The organism is Agrobacterium sp. 22-210-1 (assembly GCF_053522525.1).
On sequence record NZ_JBNWCI010000002.1, the window covers coordinates 512,504 to 529,614 of the forward strand.

Annotated in this window: 16 protein-coding genes and 1 pseudogene; 7 read left to right on the forward strand and 10 right to left on the reverse strand. The window is 60.2% G+C overall.

What is annotated here, in order from left to right:
* The first annotated feature begins 6 nt into the window (after positions 1-6).
* Complete coding sequence (locus ACQZ5F_RS15265; RefSeq protein ID WP_225338645.1) at positions 7-636, forward strand: SGNH/GDSL hydrolase family protein; 630 nt, start codon at positions 7-9, stop codon at positions 634-636.
* Positions 637-717: 81 nt separating this feature from the next.
* Positions 718-2,316, forward strand: coding sequence for an ABC transporter substrate-binding protein (locus ACQZ5F_RS15270; RefSeq protein ID WP_225338646.1), 1,599 nt, complete (start codon positions 718-720; stop codon positions 2,314-2,316).
* Positions 2,317-2,639: 323 nt separating this feature from the next.
* On the opposite strand, the gene ACQZ5F_RS15275 is transcribed toward ACQZ5F_RS15270, so the two are convergent.
* From ACQZ5F_RS15275 to ACQZ5F_RS15290, 4 genes are read right to left on the reverse strand one after another with little or no spacing between them, the layout of a single operon-like run.
* Positions 2,640-3,398, reverse strand: coding sequence for an ABC transporter ATP-binding protein (locus tag ACQZ5F_RS15275; RefSeq protein ID WP_448730610.1), 759 nt, complete (start codon positions 3,396-3,398; stop codon positions 2,640-2,642).
* Positions 3,398-4,234, reverse strand: a complete 837-nt coding sequence (locus tag ACQZ5F_RS15280; RefSeq protein WP_448730609.1) for an ABC transporter ATP-binding protein — start codon at positions 4,232-4,234, stop codon at positions 3,398-3,400. Before ACQZ5F_RS15280 ends, ACQZ5F_RS15275 begins: the two co-directional genes overlap by 1 nt.
* Positions 4,235-4,238: 4 nt before the next feature.
* A complete protein-coding gene (locus ACQZ5F_RS15285) occupies positions 4,239-5,126 on the reverse strand; it encodes an ABC transporter permease (RefSeq protein ID WP_052818900.1) in 888 nt (295 codons plus the stop codon).
* On the reverse strand, positions 5,126-6,148 hold the full coding sequence (locus ACQZ5F_RS15290) for an ABC transporter permease (RefSeq protein WP_046801475.1): 1,023 nt from the start codon (positions 6,146-6,148) through the stop codon (positions 5,126-5,128). Before ACQZ5F_RS15290 ends, ACQZ5F_RS15285 begins: the two co-directional genes overlap by 1 nt.
* A gap of 318 nt (positions 6,149-6,466) precedes the next feature.
* Between ACQZ5F_RS15290 and ACQZ5F_RS15295 the strand changes: the two are divergent.
* A pseudogene (locus tag ACQZ5F_RS15295) lies at positions 6,467-7,111 on the forward strand (LysE family translocator).
* 26 nt (positions 7,112-7,137) lie between these two features.
* On the opposite strand, the gene ACQZ5F_RS15300 reads toward ACQZ5F_RS15295, so the two are convergent.
* A complete protein-coding gene (locus ACQZ5F_RS15300; RefSeq protein ID WP_225338648.1) occupies positions 7,138-7,869 on the reverse strand; it encodes a FadR/GntR family transcriptional regulator in 732 nt (243 codons plus the stop codon).
* A gap of 260 nt (positions 7,870-8,129) precedes the next feature.
* On the opposite strand from ACQZ5F_RS15300, the gene blh reads away from it, so the two are divergent.
* From blh to ACQZ5F_RS15320, 4 genes are read left to right on the forward strand one after another with little or no spacing between them, the layout of a single operon-like run.
* Positions 8,130-9,425: a bifunctional sulfur transferase/dioxygenase Blh gene (gene blh / locus ACQZ5F_RS15305; protein WP_225338649.1), complete on the forward strand. Its 1,296-nt coding sequence runs from the start codon at positions 8,130-8,132 to the stop codon at positions 9,423-9,425.
* Complete coding sequence (gene bigR, locus ACQZ5F_RS15310) at positions 9,419-9,772, forward strand: sulfite-sensing transcriptional repressor BigR (RefSeq protein ID WP_052818897.1); 354 nt, start codon at positions 9,419-9,421, stop codon at positions 9,770-9,772. The genes blh and bigR overlap by 7 nt, the downstream gene beginning before the upstream one ends.
* Positions 9,769-10,176, forward strand: coding sequence for a YeeE/YedE family protein (locus ACQZ5F_RS15315; protein WP_046801912.1), 408 nt, complete (start codon positions 9,769-9,771; stop codon positions 10,174-10,176). The genes bigR and ACQZ5F_RS15315 overlap by 4 nt, the downstream gene beginning before the upstream one ends.
* Positions 10,173-10,610: a YeeE/YedE family protein gene (locus ACQZ5F_RS15320; RefSeq protein WP_225338650.1), complete on the forward strand. Its 438-nt coding sequence runs from the start codon at positions 10,173-10,175 to the stop codon at positions 10,608-10,610. The genes ACQZ5F_RS15315 and ACQZ5F_RS15320 overlap by 4 nt, the downstream gene beginning before the upstream one ends.
* Before the next feature lie 79 nt (positions 10,611-10,689).
* On the opposite strand, the gene gpmI is transcribed toward ACQZ5F_RS15320, so the two are convergent.
* From gpmI to ACQZ5F_RS15345, 5 genes are all read right to left on the reverse strand, one after another.
* Positions 10,690-12,207 (reverse strand): 2,3-bisphosphoglycerate-independent phosphoglycerate mutase, encoded by a 1,518-nt coding sequence (gene gpmI, locus ACQZ5F_RS15325; protein ID WP_225338651.1) that lies wholly within the window; start codon positions 12,205-12,207, stop codon positions 10,690-10,692.
* Between the two features lie 209 nt (positions 12,208-12,416).
* The gene (locus tag ACQZ5F_RS15330) at positions 12,417-13,670 is read right to left on the reverse strand and encodes a dihydrolipoamide acetyltransferase family protein (protein ID WP_225338652.1); all 1,254 of its coding nucleotides are present in this window, start codon (positions 13,668-13,670) and stop codon (positions 12,417-12,419) included.
* Positions 13,671-13,672: 2 nt separating this feature from the next.
* Entirely contained in the window at positions 13,673-14,686 is a 1,014-nt protein-coding gene (locus ACQZ5F_RS15335; protein ID WP_153514590.1) for an alpha-ketoacid dehydrogenase subunit beta, read from the reverse strand.
* A 3-nt stretch (positions 14,687-14,689) separates the two neighbouring features.
* Complete coding sequence (locus tag ACQZ5F_RS15340; RefSeq protein ID WP_046801907.1) at positions 14,690-15,928, reverse strand: 3-methyl-2-oxobutanoate dehydrogenase (2-methylpropanoyl-transferring) subunit alpha; 1,239 nt, start codon at positions 15,926-15,928, stop codon at positions 14,690-14,692.
* A gap of 44 nt (positions 15,929-15,972) precedes the next feature.
* Complete coding sequence (locus ACQZ5F_RS15345; RefSeq protein ID WP_225338653.1) at positions 15,973-17,100, reverse strand: acyl-CoA dehydrogenase family protein; 1,128 nt, start codon at positions 17,098-17,100, stop codon at positions 15,973-15,975.
* Between the last annotated feature and the right edge of the window lie 11 nt (positions 17,101-17,111).

Below are 17,111 nucleotides of genomic sequence, written 5' to 3' on the forward strand. Positions count from 1 at the left end.
CGGGTAATGAAAACGGTGCTCGCCTTCGGAGACAGCCTCACCTGGGGCGCGGACCCGGCCACGGGTCTCCGGCACCCCGTTGAAAACCGCTGGCCGGAGGTGCTGGAGACCGCGCTTTCCGGAAAGGTGAAGGTTCACCCGGAAGGGCTTGGCGGGCGCACCACCTGTTATGACGACCATGCCGGCCCCGCCTGCCGCAACGGCGCGCGGGCGCTTGAAGTTGCGCTTTCATGCCACATGCCGCTTGATCTCGTCATCATCATGCTCGGCACCAATGACATCAAGCCGGTGCATGGTGGGCGGGCGGAAGCCGCCGTTTCCGGCATGCGGCGGCTGGCGCAGATCGTCGAAACCTTCATCTACAAACCGCGCGAGGCCGTACCGAAACTGCTGATCGTCGCCCCGCCACCCTGCGTCGCAGGCCCGGGCGGAGAACCGGCGGGCGGGCGCGATATCGGGCAATCGCTCAGGCTTGCGCCGCTTTACCGCAAACTCGCCGCCGAACTCGGACACGCATTCTTCGATGCCGGATCGGTCACCAGCGCCTCGCCGGTGGATGGCGTGCATCTGGAAGCACCGGCAACAGCCGCAATCGGCCGGGCGCTCGTCGCACCCGTCAGAGAGATTCTTGGCTGATCCTGCGACGCCCGAGGAGGAACCGGGCGTGTGGATCAAAACGTGGAAAGGCCGTATGAACCGGCCGTATTGGGAGGAAAGATGAGACATTTTCTTGCAACCGCAGCACTTGGCGCATTGCTTATCGGCGCCATGCCGCTCAGCAGCTTCGCCGAAACGCCGAAAGACCAGCTTATCGTCGCCACGACCATGAGCAATATCCTCACCCTCGACCCCGCCGCCATTACCGGCCGCGAGACCGTGCAGGTTCTGAACAATGTCTATGACACGCTGGTCGTGCTTTCCCCTGAGGATCGCAGTGTTCAGCCCCGCCTTGCCGAACGCTGGGAAATTGCCGAAGACCGGAAATCCATCCGTTTCCACCTGCGCGGCGATGCCAAATTCGCTTCCGGCAACGCCGTGACGGCCAAGGACGTGGCGTGGAGCCTGAAGCGGCTGCTCGCCCGCAACCTGGCGCAATCGTCTTTCCTCAAAACCCGCGGCTTCAAGCTCGAGGAAGCCGACAAGCTCTTCGTCGCCGAAAACGACCAGACCTTCGTGCTGAATATCCCGAAGCCCGACGATCCCAATCTGCTCCTGATGATCCTTGCGCAGAACGGCCCCGGCTCGATCATCGACAGCAAGACGGCGCTTGAGAATGAAAAGGACGGCGATCTGGGCGGCGCATGGCTGACGCTGAATTCCGCCGGCTCCGGCCCCTTCAAGCTGACGCAGTGGAAGTCCAACGAATATATCATCCTCACCCGCAATGACGATTATTGGGGCGAAAAGGCCAAGATGAAGCGCATCCTGATGCGCCATTTGCCGGAATCGCAGTCGCAGCGGCTGATGCTGGAAAAAGGCGATATCGACGTTGCCTATTCCCTGCAGGCCCCGGACCTGAAATCGCTTGAGGCCGACAAGACCGTCACCATCGAATCCACACCCGGCTCCGGTTTTTATTACCTCAGCGTTTCGATGAAGGATGAGAAATTCGCCAACAAGAAGGTGCGCGAGGCCCTGCGTTACCTGATCGATTACGACGGTCTCGACAAGGCGGTCATGCCTTACTACGGCAAGCTGCATCAGCGCTCGCTCAGCACCGGCGTCATGGGCGCGCTGCCGGACCAGGGCTACAAGCTCGACATCGCAAAAGCCAAGGCGCTTCTGGCCGAAGCCGGTTACCCCAACGGTTTCAAGACGACGCTTCGCGTGCTTTCCGAAGACCCCTTCATGAAGGCGGCAACGGCGATCCAGAACACGCTTGCCCAGGCCGGCATTCAGGCCGAGTTGATCAGCGGCTCCGGCGACCAGATCTATGGCGCCATGCGCGAGCGGAATTTCGAACTGCTGCTCGGCCGCGGCGGCGGCGGCCAGCAGCCACATCCCGACAACAACCTGCGCTCCATCGCCTATAACCCCAACAATGCCGATGACGCCAAGCTCACCAATTACCAGAGCTGGCGTACCAGTTTCTTCGATGAGAAGCTGAACAAGATGATCGAGGCGGCGCTGGTCGAGCGCGACGTGGCGAAACAGACGAAGCTTTATGAGGAGCTGCAGGGCTATATGGACGAGATTGTCATGTCCATTCAGCCCTTCTCCGAAGTCATCGACACCGCCGCCTTCCGTAGTGACGTCAAGGGCATGATCGTCAGCCCCTGGCTTTCGCGGTTTGAAGAGGTGAGCAAGGAGCGGTAATTCGCCGACACAGCGGTTACTCAGGAAAAGGCGCGGCTTACCCCGCGCCTTTTTTGTTGGCGGCAAGACTGTACAGAGCGGCTCCGACTGGCGAAAACATATCGCTTCCGTCATTCCGGCCTTGAGCCGGAATGACGGTTGGAGGGAGCCCAGCAAAACATCGCCCGTTCCTGCTTCATCATTACATCAATACCCGATGGTGCAGTTGCCGGCCTGCTCCTCTCAAGCCATCCAAAAAAATGCCCGGCAGGGAGGCCGGGCAAGGAAGGAGGATGTTATTATCCGTGACGCCCCGGAGGAGGACGGTCACGTTCTTGGAGCCGTCACGCGCCTTCATATTCCAGCGAGGCGCCGATCAGTTCGCGCGCATAGGGATGCGTCGCGCCATTGCCGGCGATAGCCTCGCGCGGCAGGATTTCGGTGATTTCGCCACGCAGCATCACCGCGAAGCGGTCGCACATGTGATCGACCACGGCGAGATCGTGGGTCACCATGATATAGGTGAAGCCGCGCTCTTCCCGCAGGCGCTGCAGCAGGTTGAGGACTTCCGCCTGCACCGAGACATCGAGCGCAGACGTCGGCTCATCGAGCAGTAACAGTGATGGTTCGAGGATCAGCGCCCGGGCAATCGCCACACGCTGCCGCTGGCCGCCGGAAAGCTGGTGCGGGAAGCGATCCAGAAAGGAGACGGGCAAGCCGACATCGGTGATGACCTTGCGCATGCGCTCTTCACGGTCACCGAGCTTGTGGATCGCAAGCGATTCCGAAAGCACGGTGCGCACCGACTGGCGGGGATGCAGCGAACCATAGGGATCCTGAAACACCATCTGCAGGGTGCGGCATCGTTCGATCAGCGGCATGTCACGCACCGACCGGCCATTGATGAGGATTTCCCCGCTCCAGAAATCATTCAGCATCGACACGCAGCGCAGAACGGTGGACTTGCCCGAACCGCTCTCGCCGACCAGCCCGAAACATTCGCCCGGCTCGACACGGAAGGATACCGAAGGCAGCACTTTCAGTGCCGTATGGCCGCTGCCGAAGGTGATGGAGAGATCGCGGGTTTCAACGGAAACGGCCATTATACGTTCTCCTCCAGCCATTCGGGACGGCGATCCAGCACCGCGAGGGGTGAGCGCGAGCCGCCGATACGCGGCTGCGCCGCCAACAGGCCGCGCGTATAGGGATGTTGCGCCTGATCGAGATCGCGCGCGGCAAGCGTTTCCACCACGCGGCCGGCATACATGATGAGAACCCGGTCGCAGAAATTGCGCACGAGATTGAGGTCATGGCTGATCATGATCAGGCCAATGCCGCGATCCCGCACCAGACCGTCGAGAATATTCAGCACCTGCAACCGCACAGTCACGTCAAGCGCTGAGGTCGGCTCGTCGGCAATGACGAGATCGGGATCGGCAAGCAGCATCATGGCGATCATGACGCGCTGGCCCATGCCGCCTGAGATCTCGTGCGGATATTGCTCATAGACGCGCGCGGCATCGCGGATTTTCACCGCATCGAGCATGGCCAGCGCCTTTTCCCGGGCCTCGGCTTTCGACGCCTTGAAGTGGCGCAGATAGGTTTCCGTCACCTGTTCGCCAACCCGGCGGATGGGGTTAAGGGAGAATTTCGGATCCTGAAGGATCATCGACATGCGTCGCCCACGAACCTTCAGCATCTCTTTTTCACTCAGCGCGAGAAGATCGAGACCCTCGAAACCCAGCTTGTCGGCGGTGATCGTCGCTGATGGCAGGAGGCGCAGAAGGGCACGGCCGACTGTGGATTTGCCCGAGCCGCTTTCGCCGACGATGCCCAGCCGCTCCCGGCCAAGGGTGAAGGAGATGCCGCGCACCGCCTCGGTGGGCGAACCGCCGTAACGAATGCGGAGATTTTCGACGTCAAGGATTGGTTTTTCCATGGTCTTATCTCCGGTTCATCTGCTTCGGATCGAGCGCATCCCGCAGGCCGTCGCCTAAAAGATTGAAGGCGAGGCTGACGGAGAGGATCGCAACACCGGGGAAAGTCACCAGCCACCAGCTATCCAGCATGTAACGTCGTCCCGTGGCGATCATCGCCCCCCATTCCGGCAACGGCGGCTGCGCGCCGAGCCCGAGAAAGCCGAGGCCGGCGGCGGTGAGAATGACGGTCGCCATATTCAGCGTCAGGCGGATGAGAACCGAGGGCAGGCACATGGGCATGATCGACTTGACGATGATGCGCAGTGGCGAGGCGCCCTGAAGCCGTGCGGCGGCAATATAATCCGCCTTTCGGAAAGTCATGGCCTCGGCGCGTGCAAGACGCGCGATCGGCGGCCACGAGGTGAGCGCAATGGCGATGATCGCATTGTTGAGGCTCGGCCCAAGCGCCGCCACGAAGGCGAGCGAGAGGATAAGGCTCGGGAACGACAGGAAGATATCCGTGATACGCATCATCACCGTATCGAACTTGCCTCCGAGATAACCGGATGCCGTGCCGACCAGAAGACCGACCGGGCCGACGATGACCGACACCAGCGTGATGATGGTGAGCGTGATGCGCGCGCCCCAGAGCAGACGGCTGTAAATATCTCGCCCCAGCTCATCCGTACCGAAGACATGGCCATTGCCGGGTGGCTGCAGCGTGTTGGCGAGATCCTGCACGTAAGGATCGTGCGTCGCGAGCCAGGGCGCGAAAATCGCCGAAATGACGAGAAGCAGCAAGATCAACAGGCCGAAGGCCGATGTCGGGCTTTTCAGCAGGAAGAGGATGATGTTCTTCAGCGCGTTCAACGGCACCGGAAGACGAGAGGAAGTTTCTGCACGAGCCGTCATCAGCGGGTCCTCGGATCGAAAAAGCGATAGAGAATGTCGGACAGGAGATTAAGCCCGATGAAGATGACACCAACGATCAGAACGCAGGTCATCACGGCATTCATGTCGCCGATGATAAGATTGCTGGTGAGATATTGCCCGAAACCCGGCCAGGCGAAGACGGTCTCGATAAGCACCGCGCCTTCCAGCAGCGAGCCGTAAGCAAGGGCAATGATGGTGACCAGCTGCACGCGGATATTGCCAAAAGCATGCAGCCACACCGTCTGCCGCTGCGACAGGCCTTTGACGCGGGCTGTCGTTACATATTCCTGCCCCAGCTGATCCAGCATGAAGCTGCGTGTCATTCGGGTAATATAGGCGGACGAAGAATAGCCCAGCAAGGCGGCGGGAAGGATGAGGTGGTTGATGGCCGACCAGAAGACTTCCATATCGCCCGCAAGCAGGCTGTCGATCAGAAGAAAGCCCGTCCGTTCCTCCACCAGACCGATATAGAACTGGTCCATGCGACCGCCGCCGCCGACAAGGCCGAGATGGGCATAAAAAACGATCAGCGCGATCATGCCCGTCCAGAAAATTGGCATGGAATGGCCGAACAGGCTGAGAACCCGCACAAGATGGTCCTGCCAACGGTCTTTCTTGACGGCGGCATAAACCCCCATGGGAATGCCGAGGCCGGCACCGATCAGGATCGCAAAGGTCGCAAGCTCCATCGTCGCGGGCATGACGCGTATGATGTCTTCGATGACCGGGCGGCCGGTGCGGATCGAGGTGCCGAAATCGCCGGTGAACACATCGCCGAGATAATAGATGAACTGCTGCCAGAGCGGACGGTCGAAGCCGAGCGCATGATACACCTGTTCATAGGTTTCACGGGTTGCATCCTCACCGACGATCGCCCGCACCGGATCGGCAGGCATCAGTCGGCCGATAAAGAAGGTCAGCAACAGCAATCCAAGCAGCGTAACGGCAATACTTCCGATCTGGCCGGACAGGCCATAAAGCGAAAGGCGTCTTTTTGACATGATTCCTCCCTTGCCAGAAACCGACCGGCGCAAGGATGAAAGCGCAATCTTGTCTGACAACTATTCGCAAGTTGTCACAGGTGTCGAAAGCTGTCAAGCACGGGTCGGCAAAATCGATAGTGCCAAAGGCTCCGAAAAATTTCTCCCGGTGGAAATTTCACCCTGCGGTTACCGGCGTTTCTACTTCGCCGGAAAATGAACCGCCTGCGTTGCTGCAACCGCAAAAGCCGGTGTTCTTCCGCTTCGAAAATATGCCGGCGCGGGTGCAGTTCCACGACACTACCGACAACATCGAGGGCTTCGGGCGGAGAGCAAGAGATGGCCGATATGACGCTTCTGGCATTTGCCATGGTCGCTTTCGTCGGTATCGCGACGCCCGGTCAGACTGTTCTGCTGGCATTCTCGAATGGCTCGAAATTCGGAATTCAGTGCGCTTTGACCGGCATGGCCGGCGCCACTCTCTCCAATTTCGTTCTAATCGGTGCGGTTGCACTGGGGCTGGGGCTGGGGCTGGGAGCCCTGCTCGCTGCCTCGGAATTCTGGTTCAACGTCGTTAAATGGGTGGGCGTCTGTTATCTTGTCTTTCTCGCTTCATGCTGCTTCGCTCCAGAAGCAAGCTCGACGGCGCGCTGCAACCGGCAGATAGGAACAGGGCAACATCCGCGCGCTCGATCTTCCTCAAAGCACTCTGGTCGCGGCGACCAACCCCAAGGGCTATCTGTTCTTTTCTGCTTTCCTGCCGCAGTTCATCAACCCTTTAGCGCCGCAAATTCCGCAATATGCGTGCTTGCGCTGGTCTTTGCCGCCATCGATTTCATCGTGATGTTCGGATACGCCCTGCTGGGCGCACAGCCCGTCAGAATGTTGCCCAAATCCGGCGCCCTGCGGCTCGACCGGATTTGCGGCGGCGCGCTGCTGACGCTTGCCGCCTCTCTGGCACCTTATCGCCGGGTAAGCACGTAAGCCATTGAGCTAACTATGTTTCCCGCTTACTCCGCCGCCGTACGGGAGCGCAGAAGCACCTTGTAACGTTCAAGACTGCCACGCAGATGCGCCGCCATATATTGGCGCGCTGCCTCCGCATCGCTTTCTATGATGGCGTCAACGATCCTGGCATGTTCCTCCTGCAGATGGAGATTATAGTCCTTCGGACGTGCGCCGGGTGCCGCACCCTGCAATTCGCCGCGCGGAATGATGCCGGAACGGATGAGTTGCAGAAATTCCGGGAAACGCCGGTTCTGCGTCGCCTGCGCAATCGCCAGATGGAATTCGAAATCGGCGTCCCTTGTCGGCAGCCCGGCGGCCAGGCAGTCACCAATCCGCCGGTGCGCATCGACAATCGCCTCCACCTGCACGGCAGAACGGCGCGATGCCGCAAGGCCGGCGGATTCGACCTCGAAAACCGTGCGCAATTCCAGCAATTCGATCACCGAAGAAATCCGCCCGATAGCCAGATCGTTGAAAGGCAGTTCCTTGGCTGGTTTCGTCTCCACGGCAAAAACGCCCGCGCCCTTGCGGGCTTCAACGAGACCATCGGCGCGCAGAATGGCGATGGCTTCGCGCACCACGGTACGGCTTACGGAATATTCACGCGTCAGGGCGCTCTCGCTCGGAAGACGGTCACCGGGACGGAACACGCCCTCCGACAAATCCCGCCTCAGTGCCGAACTGATTTTCGCCGCGAGCGATACCCCCTGCTTCGTGCTGCTCTCAACGTCCATTCCAGCCCACCTGTTTTTAACCTGTCTGGCATGTTAGCAAACGCCCGCAACATTGCAAGGGCCGGGCGCCTTGACGATTGGCTGCCTTGCCTGCTCCTCGCGGTCATCCATCTTGGGCGATGCCTTGCGCCAGCCAGAATGCCCTGTCACGAAGGATGTCAAATCAATCCAGTCACTCGAAAAGAAATTTCCAGCTCTTGCATGAAAACAATATACATTATATAATAACGTATATTAATTTAGAACAACAGGAGATGCTGATGAGCGCCGTGAAGATCAATGAGCGCCTGACCGTAGCCGGCCAGCCGGAGATCGCCGATTTCCCTTCGCTCTCCGCTCAAGGATATAAAAGCATCATTAACGCCCGACCGGATGACGAAGATGTCGGCCAGCCGGGCAACATGCGGGAAAAAAGCGCCGCCGGTACGGCAGGTCTGACTTATAATTTCATTCCGGTCACCGGGCCGACCATGACCGAGGCCGATATTCGCGCCTTCCAGCAGGCGATGGCCGCGGCTGACGGCCCTGTTTTTGCCCATTGCAAAGGCGGCACCCGCGCGTTGACGCTCTACGTGCTCGGAGAAGCGCTTGACGCGCGTATGCAGCAAAGCGAAATCGAGACTTTCGGCAGGACGCATGGTTTTGACCTGTCCGGTGCGGTTCGCTGGCTGGAGCGGCGGTCTTTGGCGGCGCCACACGTCAAGGCTTTCTTCGATCCGCGTACATCCAGCCTGCAATATGTCGTTTCGGACCCAGCGACCGGACGCTGCGCCATTATCGACCCCGTCTATGATTTTGATGAGAAATCTGGCGCGACGGGCACGATGAATGCCGATGCCATTCTGGCCTACGTCGAAAACGAGGGCCTGTCGGTAGAATGGATTCTCGATACCCATCCGCATGCCGACCATTTTTCCGCCGCCCATTATCTGAAACAGAAAACCGGCGCGCAGACCGCCATCGGCGCAAAAGTTACCGGCGTACAGAAACTCTGGCAGGCGAAATACAACTGGCCCGAACTTGAGACCGATGGCTCGCAATGGGACCGGCTGTTTGAAGCGGGTGACGGGTTCAACATCGGTTCGCTGGAGGCCCGCGTGCTGTTTTCGCCCGGACACACGCTGGCTTCCGTCACCTATGTGGTAGGCGACGCCGCCTTCGTGCATGATACGGTTTTCATGCCGGATTCCGGCACCGCGCGAGCCGATTTTCCAGGCGGCAGCGCCAAGGAGCTTTGGGCTTCCATTCAGGATATCCTCGCCCTTCCTGACGAAACACGGCTTTTCACCGGCCATGACTACCAGCCCGGCGGCCGCGCGCCGAAATGGGAAAGCACGGTCGGAGAACAGAAACGCAACAATCCGCATCTAGCCGACATGACGGAAGAAGGCTTCATCCGCCTGCGCGAAGCTCGGGATCGCACCCTGCCTATGCCCAAGCTCATTCTGCACGCGCTGCAGGTCAATATCCGTGGTGGCCGCCTGCCGGAGCCGGAGGCCAATGGCAAACGTTACCTCAAATTCCCGCTCGATGTGCTGGAGGGCAGCACATGGTGAAGGACAATAACTTGCAACAGGCTCGGCGCATCACCGAAATCCCCCTGCCCGCCATGGAGGAACGCGCCGTCGAAGTTGCGCTGCTTTTAAAAACACTCGCCCATCCTGCCCGGCTGATGCTGGCCTGCACTCTGGCGCAGGCAGAATTTTCCGTCGGCGAACTGGAGACGAAGCTTGATATTCACCAACCCACACTTTCCCAGCAGCTCGGCGTGCTGCGGGAAGCGGGTGTCGTCGAAACCCGGCGCGAAGCCAAGCAGATTTTCTACCGGATGAGCGAGACGAAAGCGGCCCAGCTTATCGAAGCTCTCTACGCCATATTCTGTGCACCGGAGGCGGCCCCGTGAGCCCCTATTGGCCCTCGCTTTTCGGCGGCATGCTTCTCGGTCTTGCAAGCATCCTCCTGTTTTTATTCAACGGCCGCATCGCCGGCATCAGCGGTATCATGGGCAAGATGCTCGGCAGGGAGCGGCGTCTCACCGATCTGGCTTTCGTGGCTGGCCTGCTGGCCGGGCCCTATCTTTATGCGGCCGCATTTGGCCGGCTTCCCACGATAACCATAATCGCCCCATGGCCGCTGATCATCATTGCCGGCCTGCTTGTGGGTTTCGGCACGCGCATGGGCTCCGGCTGCACCTCGGGCCACGGCATCATGGGGCTGGCGCGGTTTTCCCGGCGCTCCATCGCCGCAACCGCAACCTTCCTGATCACCGGCATTCTCGCGGCAACGATCGCGGGAGCACTGTCATGAAAAATCAAGCCATGGCGCGTGTTATGCTGGCATTGGTTGCAGGAGCACTGTTCGGTTTCGGTCTGTCGCTCTCCGGCATGGTCGATCCGGCCAGCGTTTCAGGTTTTCTTGATCTGGCGAGCGGCCATTGGGACCCGAGCCTGATGTTTGTTCTTGGCGGTGCAGTCTCGGTCGCCGTGCCGGGTGTCCTGCTCAGCCGTTTTATTGGCAGACCGGTTCTTGCCGAAGACTTCAGCCTTCCGGCAAAAACCCGCATCGACCGGCCCCTCATCCTTGGTTCGGCCATTTTCGGCATCGGTTGGGGGCTTGCCGGTTTTTGCCCCGGCCCGGCACTGTCGGCTTTTGCTCTTGGGCTTCTGCCGGTCATTCTTTTCGTCTGCGCCATGATTGCAGGCATGTTGGCGCATGATCGCCTCGTGGCAAAAGAGCCATAACGCAACCGGCCAACGTTCATACCCAGGCATGAAAAAATGGGCTGCGCGGGTGGCAAAGCACCCGCGCAAGGACCTTCGATTACAGGTCGATCAGGCTCTTGCCCGTCATTTCCGGGGGCAACTCCACGTTCATCAATTGCAGCAAAGTGGGCGCAACATCGGCGAGAATGCCGTCATGCAGCTTTGCGCCTTGCGGACCGCCAAACAGGATCACCGGCACCGGATTGATGGTATGCGCCGTGTGAGGGCCGCCGGTCACTGGGTCGACCATGGTTTCGCAATTGCCGTGGTCGGCGATAACCAGCATGGCGCCACCGACTTTTTCGAGAGCGGCAACGACGGCAGCAAGCCCGCGATCCACGGCTTCGCAGGCCTTGATCGCAGCCTGCAGATCACCGGTATGACCAACCATGTCAGGATTGGCGTAATTGGTGACGATGAGATCGTAGCCCTTGCCGATCGCCTCGACGAATTTCTCCGTCACTTCCGGCGCGCTCATTTCTGGCTGCAGATCATACGTCGCGACCTTGGGGGATTTCGGCATGAAGCGGTCTTCGCCCACCTCCGGCTCTTCCTTGCCACCATTCAGGAAGAAGGTGACATGCGGATATTTTTCGGTTTCAGCAAGACGGAACTGCGTGAGTCCCTGTTTTGCCACCCATGCGCCCAGCGTATTGGCGATATCGCGCTTCGGATAGGCCGTCGTCATGAAAGCCGCGTGGCGGGTGGAATATTCCACCATACCAAGCAATGCCGAAAGCACGGGCTTTTCGCGCGCAAAGCCATCAAAATCATCCGCACCGATGGCAAGCAGGATTTCACGGGCACGGTCGGCACGGAAATTCAGGCAGAACAACCCATCGCCGGCCTTGAAGCCCTCATAACCATTGATCACAGTCGGCAGGATGAATTCATCTGTCACATTGTTCTTATAGCTCTGAGCGACCGCGCTTACCGCATCCGACGCATGTTCGCCCTTGCCGAGAACCATGGCGTCATAGGCCTTTTCAACGCGCTCCCAGCGATTATCGCGATCCATCGCATAATAGCGACCGATCACGGTGCCGATGCTGGCACCTTGCGGCAGGCTCGCGACGAGCGCCGCCACAAAATCCTCCGCCGATTGCGGCGCGACATCGCGGCCATCGGTGATGGCGTGCACGACGACTTTCAGACCGTGGCTGATCATCAGCTTCACCGCCGCCTGGCCGTGGAGGATATGGCCATGGACGCCGCCATCGGAAACGACGCACATCAGATGCGCCACGCCGCCCGCCGCCTTTACCGTGGCGACGAAATCAAGCATCGCCGCATTGCGGAAAAAGCTGCCATCCTCGATCGCCAGATCGATCTGCCCGAGATCCATCGCAACGATACGGCCGGCGCCGATATTGGTGTGGCCGACTTCGGAATTACCCATCTGGCCGGTGGGCAGGCCGACATTCGGTCCGAAAGTGGTCAGCGTCGCATTCGGGCAGGTGGCGAAAAGCCGGTCCATGGTGGGCGTGTTCGCCAGCACCGGTGCGTTGCTGGATTTATCCTCACTCAGCCCCCAGCCATCGAGAATAGTCAGGACAACGGGTTTGGGAGTGCGCATGGGAGGACCTTCTTCTTCATTCGGTTGCCGGCGGACAGCGGATCGCCGGGCACCGGAGCGCCCTCGTCCGCCACTATGATCATGATGAGAAAACATGCTTCTCGTTCTTCTCTTCTATACCCGAAGATCACGAACGCAAGCCTATACCGACACCGAAACAGTTCCGTGAAGCCGGAGCGCTTCACGGAAAAAAGCTTTTGGATGAAACCTCAGCCGTCGATGAATATCAGAGCCGGCTTTTCCAGGAGCGCCTTGATCGCCTGGATGAAGACGGCCGCATCCCAGCCATCGACCACCCGGTGATCAAAGCTGGACGACAGGTTCATCATCTTGCGGGGCACGAAGCGCGTGCCATCCCAGACCGGACGCGTCATGATCTTGTTGACGCCGATGATCGCCACCTCCGGATAGTTGATGATAGGCGTCGAAACCACGCCGCCCAATGCTCCGAGTGAACTGATGGTGATGGTGGAGCCCATCAATTCTTCCCGATGCGCGGTGCCAGTGCGGGCGGCTTCGGCAACGCGCGCGACTTCGTCTGCGCATTGCCAAAGGCCGAGCGTTTCGGTGTGGCGCACGACCGGAACGGTGAGGCCGGACGGTGTTTGCGTGGCAACGCCGATATGGACGGCTTCGTAATGGCTGATGACACCAACCTCGTCATCAAAAGTGGCATTCATGCCGGGATGATCGGCCACGGCTTTCACCAGAGCGCGCATCAGAAACGGCAGGATCGTCAGTTTCGGCTGTCCGGAACGGCGATTGCCGTTCATGGTCGCGCGCAAATCTTCCAAATCCGTCACGTCGATTTCCTCGACGTAGGTGATATGCGGAATACGGGAGGCGGAGAGCACCATCTTCTCGGCAATCTTGCGCCGCAGCCCCGTCACTTTCACTTCCTCGACGGCGCTATCGTGGGCCGCTGCCGGCTCGGGGCGTTCCGGCCGTCCCCGCACGGTTAAGAACCCATCCAGATCGGCATGGGTGATATGCCCGTCCGGCCCGGTTCCCTTGACCTTTGTGAGATCAATATCGAGATCGTCGGCGCGCTGGCGAACGGCGGGAGACGCCAGCGGTTTGTGATGCGGTTCGACTGGAAGGGGCGGCGGCGCATCCTCGGCCTGGCGGACAGCCGGCTGGGTTTCAACGGGTGGTGGTGCTTCCGTCATATCAGCGGGCGCTTCGGCTTCCGGCGCGTTGAGCTCTGGGGCGTCAGCAGAGACATCGGTTTCGATGCGGACGAGCGGTGCTTTCACCGGCACGGTGTTTCCGACCGTCACGGCCAGCCAGGTGACGATGCCCGCCACCGGCGACGGGATTTCAACCGTTGCCTTGTCGGTCATCACAGCGGCCAGCACCATGTCCTCATGTACCGGATCGCCCGGCTTGACGTTCCATTCCACCAGTTCGGCTTCAGCAACGCCTTCGCCGACATCGGGCATCGTAATGGTATATTCCGCCATAATCAGGCCTCCATGACTTCGACAAGTGCGCGCCCGACGCGAGCGGGTCCGGGAAAATAGTCCCATTCCTGGGCATGCGGGTAAGGCGTATCCCAACCGGCGACACGGACGACGGGCGCCTCCAGATGATAGAAACAATGTTCCTGCACCAGCGACACCACCTCTGCGCCAAAGCCGGAGGTCAGCGTCGCCTCATGCACCATGACGCAGCGGCCGGTCTTGGAGACGGATTTGACGATACTGTCGAGATCAAGCGGCAGCAGGCTGCGCAGATCGATGATCTCGGCATCCACTCCGGTTTCTTCCGCTGCCGCCAGCGCCACATGCACCATGGTGCCATAAGCGATGACAGTGACAGCGTTTCCGGGGCGGCGGATTTCGGCCTTGCCGATGGGAATGGTGTAGTGCCCCTCCGGCACCTCGCCCATATCGTGCTTGGACCACGGCGTTACCGGCCGATCGTGATGGCCGTCGAAGGGACCGTTATAGAGCCGCTTCGGCTCCAGAAACATCACCGGATCGGGGTCTTCGATCGAGGCGATCAACAGCCCCTTGGCGTCATAGGGGTTGGAGGGAACCACCACCTTCAGTCCGCAGACATGGGTAAAGAGCGCTTCCGGGCTCTGGCTATGCGTCTGCCCGCCAAAAATGCCGCCGCCGGTCGGCATTCTGAGCACGATCGGGCAGGTGAAATCGCCATTCGAGCGATAACGAATGCGCGCCGCTTCCTGGGTGATCTGGTCATAGGCGGGGTACATGTAATCGGCGAACTGGATTTCGACACAGGGCCGCAATCCATAAGCGGCCATGCCGATGGCGGTGCCGACGATGCCGGATTCGCTGATTGGTGCATCGAAACAGCGGGTCTTGCCGTATTTCCCCTGCAGCCCCTGCGTGGCGCGGAAGACGCCGCCGAAATAACCCACATCTTCGCCGAACACCACGACATCGTCGCTGCGCTCCATGGACACATCCATGGCGCTGCGGACGGCTTCAATCATCGTCATTCTTGCCATGTCTTACCATCCTGCCTTCTGGCGCTGGCGGGCGAGATGCGGCGGCATCTCGGCGTAAACGCCTTCAAAAATATCCTTTTTCGGCGGTTTTTTGCCCTCATGCAGGGTGCCGTGGCTTTCCGACTCGCGTTGCGCTTCCAGCACTTCGTCGGCGATTTCCGCCTCCGCCTGCCGGTGCCGTTCTTCCGACCAGACGCCACGCAGGGTGAGATGCTTCTTGAGGCGGAGAACCGGGTCGCCCAGCGGCCATGCTTCGGATTCGGTCTTGGGGCGATAGGCGCTTGGATCGTCCGAGGTGGAATGGGCGCCGACACGATAGGTGACATATTCGATCAGCGTCGGGCCGAGATTGCGGCGCGCCCGCTCCACCGCCCAGCGCGCCACGGCATAAACGGCGAGATAATCATTGCCATCGACCCGGAGCGCGGGAATACCGAAGCCAAGCCCACGCGCCGCAAATGTGCCGGAGCCACCGCGCGCAATGCCCTGAAAGGTGGAAATGGCCCATTGATTATTGACGATATTGAGGATGACCGGGGCCTTATAGGTGGAGGCGAAGACCAGCGCGGAGTGGAAATCCGACTCCGCCGTCGAACCGTCACCGATCCACGCAGCCGCGATCTTCGTATCGCCCTTGATCGCAGACGCCATCGCCCAACCGACCGCCTGGACATATTGCGTGGCGAGGTTGCCGGAGACGGTGAAGAAACCGTGTTCCTTCGAGGAATAGAGAACCGGCAATTGCCGCCCGTGCAGCGGATCCAGTTCGTTGGAATAGATCTGGTTCATCATCGTGACGAGCGGATAGTCATCGGCGATCAGCAAACCGGCCTGCCTGTAGGTCGGGAAATTCATGTCGCCCTTGGAAAGCGCCTTTCGGAAGGCGCAACTGACCGCCTCTTCCCCCAGATGCTGCATATAGAACGAGGTTTTGCCCTGACGCTGCGCCATCAGCATGCGGGCATCGAAAGCCCGAAGCCGCATCATGTTCTTGAGGCCGACCAGCAATTCCTCGTCCGAAAGCAGCCCCGCCCACGGCCCGACAGCCTCGCCCTGATGATTGAGGACGCGGATGATCGAATAAGCGAGATCGCGCATGCTTTCTGGTGCGGCGTCCACTTCCGGACGCGGCACGGTGCCTGCCTTGGGTATCTTCACATTGGAGAAATCCGGCTCCCCGCCGGGCCGCACCGCAGGCTCCGGAACATGCAGGCTGAGATGTGGCGTTTCTGATATATCCATTCTACTCCTCCCGTCACGGTCTCCTCCAGACCGCGAAACAATCCTCACAGGTTCCGAGCGATCACCATGCGCTGGACATCGCTTGTCCCCTCGTAAATCTGGCAGATGCGCACATCGCGATAGATCCGCTCCACCGGATAATCCGCCATGTAACCATAACCGCCGTGAATCTGGATGGCGTCCGAGCAGACGCGCTCGGCCATTTCGGACGCGAAGAGCTTGGCCATCGACGCCTCCGAAAGACAGGGCTCGCCCGCCTCCTTCAAGGCCGCTGCATGCAGCACCAGTTGCCGCGCCGCCGCAATGCGCGTCGCCATATCCGCGAGACGAAACGCCACCGCCTGATGCTCCACGATTGCCTGCCCGAAGGCCTTGCGCTCGCGGGCATAATCCCGCGCCGCCTCGAAAGCCGCCTGCGCCATGCCGACAGCCTGCGCGGCGATGCCTATGCGCCCGCCTTCCAGATTAGCAAGCGCGATGCGATAACCCTGCCCCTCTTCGCCCAGCCGCAATTCGGCCGGCACCGCCATGTCGGTAAAGGCAATCTGGCAGGTATCGGACGAATGCAGGCCGAGTTTTTCTTCGACCCGGATGACCTCGTAACCCGGCGTATCCGTCGGCACGATGAAGGCGGTGATGCCCTTCTTGCCCGCCGCCGCATCGGTGACGGCGAAGACGATGACGACATCACCATTCTTGCCTGACGTGATGAACTGTTTTGCACCGTCCAGAATGTACCGGTCACCATCGCGCCGCGCCCGGGTTTTCAGATTGGAGGCATCGGAGCCGGCCTGCGGTTCGGTCAGCGCAAAACCGCCAATCCATTCGCCGGAAGCCAGTTTCGGCAGGAAACGCTGCTTCTGGTCTTCGGTCCCGAATTTCAGGATCGGCACGCAGCCGACCGAATTGTGAACGCTCATGATGGTGGAACAGGCACCATCACCGGCAGCGATTTCTTCCAGCGCCAAGGCATAGGCCACGGCACCGGTTTCCGAGCCGCCATAATCCTCGGAGACCAGCATGCCAAGGAAACCGAGGTCTCCCATCTCTTTCAACTCGTCTTTCGGGAAACGGCTTTCCCGGTCCCGCGCAGCAGCCCCGGGGGCGAGCCGCTCGCGGGCGAAATCACGGGCCATGTCCCTGATCTGCTGCTGGGCTTCGTTCAGGATCATCGCCGCCTCCC